At 46.1% G+C, this 12,934-nt stretch carries 14 protein-coding genes and 1 tRNA gene; 9 read left to right on the top strand and 6 right to left on the bottom strand.

The window, feature by feature from the left end:
* Positions 1-10: 10 nt before the first annotated feature.
* Positions 11-1,213: an acyl-CoA dehydrogenase gene (locus tag CMM32_01125; protein ID MBT05511.1), complete on the bottom strand. Its 1,203-nt coding sequence runs from the start codon at positions 1,211-1,213 to the stop codon at positions 11-13.
* 187 nt (positions 1,214-1,400) lie between these two features.
* On the opposite strand from CMM32_01125, the gene CMM32_01120 reads away from it, so the two are divergent.
* The 4 genes from CMM32_01120 (at position 1,401) to CMM32_01105 (ending at position 4,946) form a co-directional block, all read left to right on the top strand.
* Positions 1,401-2,390 carry a GTP 3',8-cyclase MoaA gene (locus CMM32_01120; GenBank protein MBT05510.1) on the top strand — a complete coding sequence of 330 codons (990 nt, stop codon included), beginning with the start codon at positions 1,401-1,403 and terminating at the stop codon, positions 2,388-2,390.
* A 106-nt stretch (positions 2,391-2,496) separates the two neighbouring features.
* Positions 2,497-3,264 carry an NAD kinase gene (locus CMM32_01115; GenBank protein MBT05509.1) on the top strand — a complete coding sequence of 256 codons (768 nt, stop codon included), beginning with the start codon at positions 2,497-2,499 and terminating at the stop codon, positions 3,262-3,264.
* A gap of 80 nt (positions 3,265-3,344) precedes the next feature.
* Entirely contained in the window at positions 3,345-4,115 is a 771-nt protein-coding gene (locus CMM32_01110; protein MBT05508.1) for a 3-hydroxyacyl-CoA dehydrogenase, read from the top strand.
* Between the two features lie 42 nt (positions 4,116-4,157).
* Positions 4,158-4,946 carry an enoyl-CoA hydratase gene (locus CMM32_01105; GenBank protein ID MBT05507.1) on the top strand — a complete coding sequence of 263 codons (789 nt, stop codon included), beginning with the start codon at positions 4,158-4,160 and terminating at the stop codon, positions 4,944-4,946.
* A gap of 98 nt (positions 4,947-5,044) precedes the next feature.
* On the opposite strand, the gene CMM32_01100 is transcribed toward CMM32_01105, so the two are convergent.
* Positions 5,045-6,115 carry a phosphotransferase family protein gene (locus CMM32_01100; protein ID MBT05506.1) on the bottom strand — a complete coding sequence of 357 codons (1,071 nt, stop codon included), beginning with the start codon at positions 6,113-6,115 and terminating at the stop codon, positions 5,045-5,047.
* A gap of 38 nt (positions 6,116-6,153) precedes the next feature.
* A complete protein-coding gene (locus CMM32_01095) occupies positions 6,154-7,239 on the bottom strand; it encodes an ABC transporter substrate-binding protein (GenBank protein ID MBT05505.1) in 1,086 nt (361 codons plus the stop codon).
* 294 nt (positions 7,240-7,533) lie between these two features.
* On the opposite strand from CMM32_01095, the gene CMM32_01090 reads away from it, so the two are divergent.
* From CMM32_01090 to CMM32_01080, 3 genes are all read left to right on the top strand, one after another.
* On the top strand, positions 7,534-8,292 hold the full coding sequence (locus CMM32_01090; GenBank protein MBT05504.1) for a 3-oxoacyl-ACP reductase: 759 nt from the start codon (positions 7,534-7,536) through the stop codon (positions 8,290-8,292).
* Between the two features lie 80 nt (positions 8,293-8,372).
* Positions 8,373-8,458 (top strand) — tRNA-Leu (locus CMM32_01085).
* Positions 8,459-8,513: 55 nt separating this feature from the next.
* Positions 8,514-9,260: a hypothetical protein gene (locus CMM32_01080; protein MBT05503.1), complete on the top strand. Its 747-nt coding sequence runs from the start codon at positions 8,514-8,516 to the stop codon at positions 9,258-9,260.
* Positions 9,261-9,288: 28 nt separating this feature from the next.
* Here CMM32_01080 and CMM32_01075 read toward each other — a convergent pair whose 3' ends face one another.
* Positions 9,289-9,678 carry a hypothetical protein gene (locus CMM32_01075; GenBank protein MBT05502.1) on the bottom strand — a complete coding sequence of 130 codons (390 nt, stop codon included), beginning with the start codon at positions 9,676-9,678 and terminating at the stop codon, positions 9,289-9,291.
* Positions 9,679-9,685: 7 nt separating this feature from the next.
* On the bottom strand, positions 9,686-10,441 hold the full coding sequence (locus CMM32_01070; GenBank protein MBT05501.1) for a competence/damage-inducible protein A: 756 nt from the start codon (positions 10,439-10,441) through the stop codon (positions 9,686-9,688).
* A gap of 114 nt (positions 10,442-10,555) precedes the next feature.
* Here CMM32_01070 and CMM32_01065 point away from each other — a divergent pair, with 114 nt between their 5' ends.
* Both CMM32_01065 and map read left to right on the top strand, forming a co-directional pair.
* Positions 10,556-11,254 (top strand): DNA/RNA nuclease SfsA, encoded by a 699-nt coding sequence (locus CMM32_01065; GenBank protein ID MBT05500.1) that lies wholly within the window; start codon positions 10,556-10,558, stop codon positions 11,252-11,254.
* A gap of 113 nt (positions 11,255-11,367) precedes the next feature.
* Entirely contained in the window at positions 11,368-12,180 is an 813-nt protein-coding gene (gene map, locus CMM32_01060; GenBank protein ID MBT05499.1) for a type I methionyl aminopeptidase, read from the top strand.
* Between the two features lie 65 nt (positions 12,181-12,245).
* On the opposite strand, the gene CMM32_01055 is transcribed toward map, so the two are convergent.
* Positions 12,246-12,833 carry a disulfide bond formation protein DsbA gene (locus CMM32_01055; protein MBT05498.1) on the bottom strand — a complete coding sequence of 196 codons (588 nt, stop codon included), beginning with the start codon at positions 12,831-12,833 and terminating at the stop codon, positions 12,246-12,248.
* Between the last annotated feature and the right edge of the window lie 101 nt (positions 12,834-12,934).

The following is a 12,934-nucleotide window of genomic DNA, read 5'->3' as shown; positions in this document are numbered from 1 at the left end:
ACCAAGTTCTTTAATACGACCGTGGCAGGCCCAAAACATGCTGCCCGATATAACCTAAGATCATATTGGTGGAAATTGGAGCGATTTGATAGAGACGACTTTCGCGAAACTTGCGTTCAATGTCATATTCTTCGGCAAATCCAAAGCCACCAAATGTCTGCATGCACATGTCTGCTGCCTCCCAGGCAGCATCCCCCGCCAACAGCTTGGCCATGTTTGCTGAAGGACCCGCTGCTTCCCCTGCCTCAAACAATGCTGACGCCTTAAATACCATTAACCGTGCAGCTGCCATGTTCGCATAAGCCCTTGCTATTGGAAATTGGATTCCTTGATTTTTACCAATAGGACCGCCAAAAATATCTCGGTCCTTAGCGTATTGTGTCGCACGTTCAATAAAAAATCTTGCGTCCCCTATGGACTCGCTCCCGATTAAAATCCGCTCAGCATTCATCCCATCCAAGATGTAACTAAACCCCTGCCCTTCCTCACCGATAAGGCTATCAGCAGGTATTCTCATATCGGTAAAAAATAATTCCGTGGTAGCGTGGTTAATCATAGTTCTGATAGGGCGTATCTCAAGCCCCTCAACGGACCGCATGTCCACTAAAAACACGGAGAGTCCTTCCCGACGCGACTGTGTCTCCTCCAACGGAGTTGTGCGTGCTAAAAGAAGTAATAAATCTGAATACTCAGCTCTGCTTGTCCAAATCTTTTGCCCGTTTACCACATATTCATTTCCGTCCCGGATCGCCAACGTACGTAGTCGCGTGGTATCTGAGCCCGTATTAGGTTCGGTTACNCCAAAAGCTTGAAGGCGGAGATCACCCGACGCTATCTCTGGCAGAAATTGTTGCTTCTGTTGTGCGGAGCCATGACGCAGCACCGTACCCATCATATACATTTGAGCATGGCAAGCGGCCCCATTACAGCCAGCACGATGAACTTCCTCCAAAATTGCAGAGGCAGCACTTATCGGAAGGCCACTTCCTCCATACTGCTCAGGGATCAACGCCCCAAGATAACCCGCAGCCGTCAGGGCCGACACAAATTCTTCCGGATAACTTCGCTCCTGGTCCTTTTTTCGCCAGTAAGATCCAGGGAATTTTGCACAGAGGGCCCGGACAGCTTCCCTAATTTCTGAAAAATTTTCCCTGAGCGGAATAGCAGGGTTAACTAAGTCATCGCCCGAAGGAAGATCAATAAAATTGTCCATTAGATTCTAAGTTCTCTTTGTTTCCATCAGGTTTAATAGAGATAATTTGTTAGGAAACAGAATTTAGTCCCATATACTAGCCCGTCAAGCGAGACNNACATAGGACGCAGCAAATTATTGCCATCCTGTCAAATTTTCGATATATNTGAGTGTATATAACCATTTTTTCTCAAGGGTTGNGGCAAAAATGATTGATCCTCACGGCAGACCTATAAACTATCTCCGAGTATCGGTAACAGATCGTTGCGATTTTCGCTGTGTATACTGCATGGCTGAAAACATGACCTTTCTACCGAAGGCCGATGTACTCTCNTTGGAAGAAATAGACAGATTATGTTCTGCTTTTGTCGAGCTTGGCGTAAAAAAGCTACGTTTGACCGGGGGAGAGCCTCTAGTAAGAAAAAACATAATGTCTTTAATTCGAAATTTGAGTCGCCACCTGCAAACTGGGCAGTTGGACGAGTTGACTCTAACTACCAATGGTAGCCAGCTCCCGAAGTACTCTGAAGAACTGTTTGATTGTGGGGTCCGTCGCATTAACGTATCTTGCGATACCCTAGATCCAGAGCAATTCGCAAAAATCACCCGATGGGGAAATCTTCAACAGGTGTTTAATGGAGTTGAAGCGGCGAAAAAGGCAGGACTAAAGGTTAAAATTAATGCCGTCGCTCTCAAGGGATCGAACGAAACAGAATTTGATAATATGATTAAGTGGTGTGGCGACAATGGCTTTGATCTCACCCTAATAGAAACCATGCCAATGGGGGAAATATCTGGCGATCGGAATGACCAATATTTGCCTCTCTCTATCGTACGAAGCCGTCTACGGAAAAACTGGACCCTCACCGATATTGACTATCAAACAGGTGGCCCGGCAAGATACATGCGTATTGAGGAAACGGGACAGCGGCTTGGCTTTATAACACCACTGACCCATAACTTTTGCGAGTCATGCAATCGCGTGCGGCTGACATGCACCGGAACGCTCTATATGTGCCTAGGCCAAGATGACTCAGCTGACTTGCGGAGCCCTCTGCGAAAAAGTACAGATGAGACNGCACTAATCGAGGCTATAAATGAAGCTATATCCCGCAAACCAAAAGGTCATGATTTTATTATAGACCGGAGAACATCGTCACCTGCAGTTGAGCGTCATATGAGTGTGACAGGTGGATAGCTAACTATATTCCCCTATCAAGCCACCTCTATATCAGATACTGTGCGGTCACAACTATGATAACTTTCTGCACACTCGTGATGACCCTAAGAAGGCATCTTCAACCATGGATCAACACAAAATACGATTTGTCGCATCGGATACCCCGAATGCNCAAAAGTCTCTAAAGACCCTCAAGAAACTGCATGGAAATGCCGCCCCCGACGAGGCCACCGTCATTGTGGCCTTGGGTGGTGATGGCTTCATGATAGAAACACTCCACCAATACATAGATCATGACATTCCTATCTATGGAATGAACCAGGGAACGGTTGGTTTTCTAATGAATGCTTACAAAACCGCAGATCTACCTAAACGGGTCAGCGAAGCACAACCAGCCAATCTATATCCATTGAAAATGACTGCAGAGTGCGAGGATGGCAAAGTCATTGAAGGTCTCGCCATCAACGAGGTCTCACTGATCAGGGAAAGTAGATACGCAGCCAAGGTCGAGATTTCTGTCGACGGCCGAACCCGATTAGAGGAATTAATTTGCGATGGGGTAATGACCGCAACACCCGCTGGGAGTACTGCCTACAACTTCTCAGCGCATGGACCTATTCTTCCTCTTAGCTCGCGTCTACTCTCACTCACTCCTATTTGCGCATTTCGGCCAAGACGCTGGCGCGGGGCACTTCTTCCCGAGACCAGCACCGTACGTCTGCGCATTTTAGAGCCGGAGAAACGTCCCGTTAGCGCGACAGCGGATTATACTGAGGCACGTCGTGTGAAACAGGTCTCAATCAGACAAGAGAAGGTGCGGACCATACAATTGCTTTTCGACTCTGAACACGACCTTGAAGAGCGTATCTTAAGTGAGCAATTCCAATCATAAATTCTAGGGGCGATTCCTAACCAGAATGGATACGCTGAGGAAAGAAAATCGTCTCACCATGATTTAAGAGGAGGCTTTTTGTGGAACTGAAAAATAGTCATGCAATCATTACCGGTGGCGCCTCTGGTTTAGGCGCTGCTACCGCAAGCAAGGTTATTGATAGAGGCGGAAAGGTAACCATCATAGACTTAGACGAGCAACGAGCNGCTGCAACAGTCGAAAAACTNGGCGCGGAAAACTCCCGTTACTGGGCCATGGACGTAACAGATGAGGAGGGTATCAACAGAACTATTGAGGCCGCAAAGGAAGAATTCGGGGAAATTTCTCTTCTGGCCAATTGTGCTGGCATAGGAAGCCCTGGGAGAATCATAGGAAAAAAGGGTGTTCTCGCCTTAAAAGACTATGCAAAGGTAATCTCNGTTAACTTAATTGGCTCCTTCAATGTCCTAAAAGCTGTAGCAGCCTCAATGCAAAATAACGATACCGATGACGATGGTTGTAGGGGCCTAATAGTAAATACCGCTTCTGTAGCTGGCTACGAAGGACAAGTTGGACAGGTGGCCTACTCATCATCCAAAGGAGGCATAATTGGCCTTACACTCCCCGCTGCCCGAGACCTTGCTCAATATGGGATTAGAGTGGTCACTATAGCACCTGGACTTTTTGACACACCTATGATGGATGGCCTGCCAGCTGATGTTCAAGAATCTCTGGCCAAAGGAACCCCCTTCCCTCAGCGTCTAGGTAAAGCAACCGAATATGCTGAATTACTTATTTCGGTATTCGATAACAACATGATAAACGGAGAAACTATTCGACTCNACGGTGCGGTACGCCTAGCCCCCCGCTAGATTTGAGTTGATGAATCATTAACGTCTGAAGAAGAGAAAAATATGTCCAAAACGGTTATACAAGAAATTAGCGGTTCCGTGTCTCAAATAACTCTGAATCGTCCCGAGTCCCTCAATGCAATAGACCATGTTCTTGCCTCAGAATTAAGAGAGGAAATATTGTCGGCCGAAATGAATAAAGAAGTTCGCTGCGTAGTTCTAAAGGGAGCAGGGCCTGCCTTCATGGCTGGAGGAGATATACGGGCCTTCAGTGAGCGAATAGGAAATGGTGTGGACCGGTATATGTTGGATCTTACTCACGATCTTCATGATGCCATAATAGCGATTAGAAGAATGCCAAAGCCTGTCCTAGCGAGTGTACATGGTGCTGCTGCCGGCGCTGGTTTTTCCATCGCCATGGCCTGCGATATGATTATAGCCGCCGAGAACTCGACTTTTACGCTAGCATATTCAATGCTGGGAGTGAGTCCAGATGGATCCTCAACACATTCCCTTCCAAGGCTAATTGGTTATCATCAGGCAATGGAACTTGTTCTACTCAGCGATCGATTTGGTACTGAGAAAGCTAAAGAACTCGGCCTTATCAACTTTGTTACAGCTCCTGAGAACCTAGAGAGTGAAACCATGACCCTGGCCGAACGCCTCGGGAACGGGCCAACGGCGGCTTATGGTAAAGCCAAATCTTTGCTAAATAAGTCACTAGAAAGGGGCATTAGTGACCAACTTGAGGCTGAGGCACAAGGCATAATGGAAAGTTCACGAACAAAAGATTTTGTGGAAGGCGTGGACGCATTTTTAAATAAACGGCGACCGCAATTCACTGGGGAATGACTAAAAAAAGCCCAGCCTTCCGTATACGGGTCCAGAAAACCAAACACCGTTTATACAAAACTGATAAAAATCTTCCGGTTAGATAAACTCCATCTGCCTTAACTAAGTCCTTCCGCTTCCACCAGATCCCATGCTTTTACCGCATAGGAGCGGGTCATAGCCCCAACCTCCATTGCATTCTCACTACTTGCAATTCCACTTGCCGCACGAGCCGCTATCCCTTCAGCAATTGCAGCACTTCGAAATAGGGAAAAAACCATGTAAAACGTTAAATCAAATTTTGCCCGATTAGTTCTAACGCAATACTCTTCCACATAGTCCTGCAGGTGCGGAATACCTAACTTCTCATGATCTAATCCCTTAACGCCATTGAACTCATCTGCTGCATTAAAATAGGGCAGGAGATTATAAGCTAGATCCCCAAGCGGATGACCCAAAGTCGACAATTCCCAATCAAACACAGCAATTACTTCTGGCTTTGTTGAATGAAACATCATATTTCCAAGCCGATAATCTCCATGTACCACTGTAGTCTCATCATCTGCTGGAATATTGGCCTTTAACCAATCGATTACTTTTTCCATTTCAGGTATCTCGGCCTGTTTGGACAACTCCCATTGCTTGCTCCAGCGACCCACCTGCCGCGTATAATAATTTCCTGGTTTCCCAAAACTTTCTAGACCACACTCTTGCCAATCAACACTGTGTATACGAGCCAGGACATCGTTCATCGCACTTATTATGAGACTACGCTCTTCCCTGCTAACATCTGGGACTGAGTTTACGTGAAAAACCCGGCCCTTCATGCGCTCCATGATATAAAAAGGGGTCCCAATAATTTCTGAGTTTTCACACAAGTGAAGCATGCGCGCCACAGGAACATCCGTAGAGTAAAGTGCTTCTTGCACACGATACTCTCTCTCTACCGCATGAGCAGAAGGNAAAAGTTCCCCTGGCGGTTTTTTGCGCAGCACCCACTCCATCTTACCCGACGCCAATAAATAGGTAGGGTTTGACTGGCCCGCACGCATTTGCACTACCTCAAGGGCATCAGAAAGCCCATCCAATTTACCCCGAAGGTACTCCGAAAGAAGCCCAACATCTATCTGATGAGCATCACGGACAGGGATGGTCTCAGTTAATCCCTCGTAATTGAAATCTCTTGCCATCTACTCGACCTTATTTTCACAATCCACAGAAAAACCACTTATCTTTGGGAGTCACGCAGCGACATGAAACCTAATTCCGTAATCGGAGCCAGTTCCATCGACAACTCTTTGTATTCCAACCAATTTTCATAAACCTTAAAAGTCAAAGGATCTTTGTAAGCGGTCTCACGTGCTACTTCCGCACCTGCTTTTAGCATTGCATCATACACCTCTGCCGGGAACTTTCGAAGATTTACCTTATGCTTATTTACAAGCGCCCGCAGTGCTTTAGCATTGCCGACAGTCATCTCACTCCACGAACGGAATGTTTCGTCACCTGCGGCACTTTTTACNATCTGCTGCAGGTCATTTGGCAAAGCCTCAAAGGCCTCCTTGTTAATGGTCAAAGCAAGGGCGGGGCCGGGCTCTAAAACTCCAGGTGCATAATAAAAATCGGCAACTTTGTGGAACCCAAAAGCGAGGTCATTGTAGGGAGCAATCCAGTCAGCAGCGTCAATTGCACCAGTCTGTAAAGCAGGCAAAATTTCGGCCCCAGGAAGATTTACCGGCACCGCACCAAGGCGGGCCATGACCTCGCCACCCAAACCAGGCATACGAATCCGTAAACCCTTAAAGTCCGCTAGACTCAATATTTCCTTCGTAAACCAACCTCCTACATTCGACCCACCACTGCCCGCTAACAGTGGTTTGAGTCCAAATCCGGCATAAAGCTCATCCCATAGCTGCTGACCACCACCAAACTGGATCCATGCAACATGTTCTTGGGCAGTTAAACCTCCTGGGATAGAGCAAAAGAAGTTCATGGCCGAATGTTTTGCTAACCAATAATAGGGAGCGTCATGACCAACCTCGGCAACTCCTTCCCGTACCGCGTCAAAGACCTCAAAGGCGGGAACCAACTCCCCCGCACCATAAACCTTTACCTCCATCCGACCATCCGACATCTGTTTTATAGAATCAGCAATTCTCTGGGTCCCCGTGCCAAGGGCAGGAAAATTTTTGGGCCAGGCCGTTACCATTTTCCAGCGAACACGATTCTGGGAAATGGCTGGGGCTGCCAACCCAGCAGCCGCTATACCCGCGCCAATCCTAGCTCCAGTTTTAATAAAAGCGCGTCTCTTCATTTCTCCCCCCGGTTCCCCTTGGAAAACCTGCCAAGAGCCAGCACCTAATATTACATTAGCTCTGTACCTTGTCTATCACCCCAGCCAATGGTCACCGTTATATTTTAAGCCAAGATATGTTGAATACTTTGCATTTCCCTCTCAAGCGCTAAGAGCAAGGTTTTCCCCAACCCTAAACTCCTGATTGCTTCCACATCAACCCTGCAATATCTTATCCAACAGCCTAGTGTTAATTCAGTGGACATCTGGATATTTAGGGCCTAAGCAAAAGCTCTACTACGATGGGGGAAGGTCATGACTACGTCTAACAAGGTTGCAATAGTAACAGGAGCGGGATCTGGTGTAGGACGATACGCAGCATTGGCATTATTGGGAGAAGGTTATTCCGTAGCCTTAGCAGGCCGTAGATCCGAACAACTTGAAGAAACGGCAAATATGGCAGGTGAAAATATTGCATCGGCTCTACCTATAGCAACCGATGTAACTAAACCCGACGAGGTAGTGGCCCTATTCTCAAAAACTAAAGCAGAGTTTGGACGCCTTGACCTCTTGTTTAACAATGCCGGCATGGGCGCCCCACCTGTACCACTTGAGGATTTGACCTATGAGCAATGGTCTAATGTTGTGGCAGTAAATCTAACAGGCTCCTTTTTGTGCACCCAAGAAGCATTTANGCTAATGAAAGGGCAAAACCCACAAGGTGGCCGAATCATAAATAATGGATCCGTTTCAGCACATGCGCCTCGTCCGTTCTCTTCGCCTTATACCTCAACAAAACACGCTGTAACGGGATTGACCAAATCTACATCTCTAGATGGAAGGCAATATAATATTGCTTGTGGCCAAATAGATATTGGAAACGCAGCTACTGATATGACCGCTCGCATGAAAAATGGAGTTCCTCAAGCGAATGGAGAAACTATGATAGAACCTACAATGGACGTAGATAATGTTTCTCAAGCGATACTGTATATGGCCAGCCGACCTCCAGATGCAAATGCGCAGTTTCTNACTATTATGGCNACGAAAATGCCGTATTTAGGTAGAGGCTGATACATTAAATAAGTTAACATTTTGAGGTCTTACGACATGATACCCCCGTATTTAATTCTGAAATTATAAATTAGACCAATCGGCGCGTGGTGGAATTGGTATACACAACAGACTTAAAATCTGTCCCGCTTTGCGGTTGCGAGTTCGAGTCTCGCCGCGCCGACCACCACCTTTCCACTCCACTCACCAAAACGATTTGCGTTTATTATTAGGAAATATAGATGGCGAAAAATTTCTGGATTAAAACCACCTTGTTTTGGTTCTTGGTCTCCATTTTGGTAGCTCCTATCGCCTATTCGGATGATATTCATACCGCCACCAAATTAATGNNANACGGAAAATTNNTCGAAGCATCTGCAATTGCCGCTGATGTAGGGGGATCTGAAGGCTTCACGCTGGCAGCCCGCGCTTTAGCTATCCATGGCTACGAAATCGCAAATGATAGCGACAAACAAAAACATTTTGAGCGGGCCATAGCTTATGCGAAGAAGGCAGTTGAACTTGATCCCAACAGCAGCGCTGCATCATTGGAAGTTTCCCATACACTTGGGCGTTACGCCCAAACTATCGGCGTTGCTGAAGCGTTAACGGGTGGTTTTGCTGAAAAGACGAAAACAGCCATGGACAGGGCTGTTCAACTTGATCCACAGAATTTTAAGGCCCATTTAAGTATTGGCTCATGGAATGCCGAGATCGTAGCTGCTGCCGGGTTTATGGCAAAGATGCTGTACGGGGCTACCGAAGAAAATGCCTTAGCTGCCTACCAACGCGCTTTAGAATTACAGCCAAATTCCGGGCTGGCTCACTTTGAATATGCGATGGGCCTATTGAGATTAAGCGATGATAACATTGGCCTTGCCAGCAACCATCTGGAAAAAGCTATATCAAGATTAGGAACCGAAGATGCCTATGCCCAAATTATTCGGCAAAAAGCATTGCGAGCCCTACGCGAGTTACAAAAAAAATAAAGTAGATAAAGTTGCGAACTAATCAGCGCTACATGCCATGTTCCAACGTCATTAATTGGACTACCACTCTGTCACCATTTTCTCCAGCGCCCAATGCCCCGACATCGTCAAGCGCATGGCCCCATATGTTACAGGGACTTGCCAAACGAATCTCACCTTCTCTGCTTATTGGAGTAGGGCCAAAACCAATCGCAATTGCTTTTCCTTCAGGCCAATAAGCAACCTCCCCTCTCTCAACAATTGACTTTGAATCTTCCTCGCGAGGGACCAAAACCAGTGTAGAGAAATAAATTTCCTCGCCCCATTTAATCGCAGTGGATTCTATAGGACAAGCAGCCATAATACTCATCGCTGTCCGCGTATCCAACGTTTGCACCCGAATGATAACTTCATCAATACTAATCACAACTACCGACATAATCACTTCACTCGAACTCTGGATCAGCACCCAGACTACGAACCAGTTCTGCCGCCTTTTTTGCAGCATCCGATAAGCTAAGATCATTATCACTGCGTAGAACCAAATTCGTTCCAAATTTTCCATCAGTGTAAAAAGGGTAACTACCCATTTCAACGTCTTCATAACGAGCTTGAAGATCTCGTAAGGGCTCAGCAATAACACCTTCAGCAAGATAAGCCACTACTGTTCGGCTCTTAATTTTTTTCCCACCCTCTAGATGAATCTCGCATCCAGCAAACATATCTCGCATGATCCTTGGGACACCTGCCAGCACAAACACATTCTCCATCTTAAAGCCTGGGGCCCCCGAAACCGGATTTTTGACTAATATCCCACCCTCAGGGACATTTGCCATTCTCAAACGTGCCTCATTCAGCTCGACACCATTTTTTTCGCACATTTCTGCTATTAATCGTCTTGCCTCAGGATGTTTCACCAGCCCCACTCCAAAAGCCTTGGCAATGCAATCCGCAGTGATATCGTCATGGGTTGGCCCTATACCGCCAGTAGTGAACACATAATCATATCGGCCCCGGCAATTATTCACTGTGTCTACAATCACATCTGATGCATCCGGGATAACTCTAGCCTCCATTAATCGTATTCCCAATTCGGTCAACCGGGTGGCAATGAAATTAAGATTCACATCCTTTGTCCGCCCCGAAAGAATTTCATTCCCAATAATCAGTACACATGCAGTTGGATTCTTACTAGCAATCATCTTAATTGATCCTCCCAGACCCAAAAGGGTTATAACCTAAACAGCTCCCCCACCCAAGCGCGAAAGACCAAGTCACTGATAGACCTATTGGCCCAAGTGTTCTAATGTGCGGTAATGGAATTTGTGGAACCGTTAGTCCAGGCGACCTTATTGAAACGCTACAAACGCTTTTTGGCCGATATTGAGTTTCCTTCAGGGGAAATCGTCACAGCGCACGTTGCTAACCCCGGAGCAATGACAGGACTGAAAGAACCAGGGTCCGAAGTCTGGGTATCTCCTGCCCAAAATCCTTCTCGGAAATTGCGATGGTCTTGGGAGTTGATTAGAATCGGAGATTCACTAGTCGGAATAAATACAAATCATCCAAACAGCATAGTGGCTGAATCTATTAATAATAATAAAATACAGGCGTTGTCTGGTTACCACAGCCTTCGAAGAGAAGTAAAATATGGAGAATCCTCTCGCATAGATATTCTTCTCGAGAAATCCAGCGGAGAAAAATGCTTTGTAGAAATTAAAAATGTTCACCTTAAACGAGGAAAAAGTGCCGAGTTTCCTGACTCAGTAACAACCCGTGGAGCAAAGCATTTAAGAGAGTTATCTAATATGGTGAAACTTGGCCACCGGGCCGTGATGGTGTATCTCGTGCAAAGAGAGGATTGTGCAACCTTTAAGATTGCTAAAGATATTGATCCCGAGTACCACAATGCTTTTATTAAAGCAACAAGCAGTGGTGTGGAACACTTGTGTTATTCATGTCGTTTAACTACTAAAGCAATCTGCCTTGACAGGAGAATAAGACTGATACGTTAGACTTTTATGCCCAATAAATTACCTTGGATTCTGATACACTAATACCTGGTTTAAGGGATTTGGAGAAACAAGCTAACTAATCACTGTCACATTAAACGTACTATATAAAAACTATGATTAAAGAAAAAAACAAGATTTTCTCGGATGGCCGTGAGGTAAAACTCCACTCTGAAAGCGATTTTATTTCAATGGAAAAAGCTGGGGCTCTGGCGGCCGAAGTTTTAGATTTTATCACACCGCATGTGCAACCAGGCATCACCACAGATGCACTGGATTCTTTATGCCACGAATTCATAGTTGACAGAGATGCGGTACCAGCCCCACTCAACTATAGGGGATTCCCCAAATCAATATGTACCTCACTCAATCATGTTGTATGCCATGGCATCCCTGGGAACAAGAAATTAAGAGATGGAGATATCATCAATATTGATATTACCGTCATCTTAAAAGGATGGCATGGCGACTCCAGCCGAATGTTTCTCGTGGGCAAGGTTCCGCTTAAGGCACGTCGGCTCGTGGAAATTACGTATGAAGCCATGATGAGGGGCATAGAAGTAGTTAGACCAGGAGCTACCCTGGGGGATATTGGACACGCAATTCAGGTTTTTGCCGAAAAACATCGATATTCGGTCGTGCGAGACTTCTGTGGACATGGAATAGGACAGGTATTCCATGACGCACCCAGTGTTCTGCACTATGGGAAAGAGGGAGACGGCATGGAGCTTGCAGAGGGAATGTTTTTTACAATCGAACCAATGATTAATCAGGGAAAGCTCGACGTAAAAATCTTAGAAGACGGATGGACGGCAGTGACTCGCGATCGGTCTTTATCGGCCCAATTTGAGCATTCCCTTGGCGTCACCAAAAATGGCCATAAAATTTTTACCTTATCACCTAAAGGATACCATTGCCCACCGTACTAAGATCCTCTATGGACGCATGACACTCTCGCCCATGACACACCAGAATTCGGAAAATTTTTAATGGCTCAGGTTCGCAAAGCTTGCTCCACAAAATCTAATCGATCTTGGCCAAAAAACATCTCACCTTCAACAAAGAAAGTAGGAGCTCCGAAAGCTCCTCTTTCTGCTGCACTTTCGGTGTTACGGATCAAACCGTCCTTGACTGGCTGCTCTTGTGCTCTAGAAAAAATATGCTTTGGATCCAACCCAGCGGCCTCAAAAGTTTGGCTAACCACCTCAGGGTCATCCATTTTTTTTGAGTCCACCCACATGGCACGGAAAACACAATCAAGGTATTCAGGCAAATTTTGCTCCTCCTGAGCGGCGATAGCACCACGCATTAAATGAAGTGTATTAACGGGAAAGTGCTTATTTTTCTGATAAGGAACACCATATCTCTCAGCAAACCGCGCTATATCTCTCGACATCCACTCCGATTTTGGTTTGAGGAAAGCCGGGCTCTGGTTCCCGACAGCTTTGAAAAGCCCCCCTAACAGCATCGGCGTCCATTCAATTTCGGCATTTGTCTTCTCTGCAATAAGGGGCAACTGGGTATAGGCCAGATAAGCTGTGGGACTGCCCACATCAAATAAAAATTCTACCTTCTTCGACATAACAATACTCCCTAGCTTGAATTACGTATCCCGCAGTACAGGTGCAAACTATAAATGCGTCCCGACAACATAGACAAAGAATGATGCATTTTACTAATACA

It is taken from the genome of Rhodospirillaceae bacterium (genome assembly GCA_002728255.1).
Taxonomy (GTDB): domain Bacteria; phylum Pseudomonadota; class Alphaproteobacteria; order UBA7887; family UBA7887.
Note: the sequence above shows the minus strand (reverse complement) of the source record. Positions and strands in the feature narration are given on the sequence as shown.

Coding starts and splice junctions, on each gene's coding strand:
- CMM32_01105 (MBT05507.1), top strand. CDS start 4,158: ATGTCCAAAACGGTTATACAAGAAATTAGCGGTTCCGTGTCTCAAATA.
- CMM32_01075 (MBT05502.1), bottom strand. CDS start 9,678: ATGTCGGTAGTTGTGATTAGTATTGATGAAGTTATCATTCGGGTGCAA.
- CMM32_01070 (MBT05501.1), bottom strand. CDS start 10,441: ATGATTGCTAGTAAGAATCCAACTGCATGTGTACTGATTATTGGGAAT.
- CMM32_01065 (MBT05500.1), top strand. CDS start 10,556: ATGGAATTTGTGGAACCGTTAGTCCAGGCGACCTTATTGAAACGCTAC.
- map (MBT05499.1), top strand. CDS start 11,368: ATGATTAAAGAAAAAAACAAGATTTTCTCGGATGGCCGTGAGGTAAAA.
- CMM32_01055 (MBT05498.1), bottom strand. CDS start 12,833: ATGTCGAAGAAGGTAGAATTTTTATTTGATGTGGGCAGTCCCACAGCT.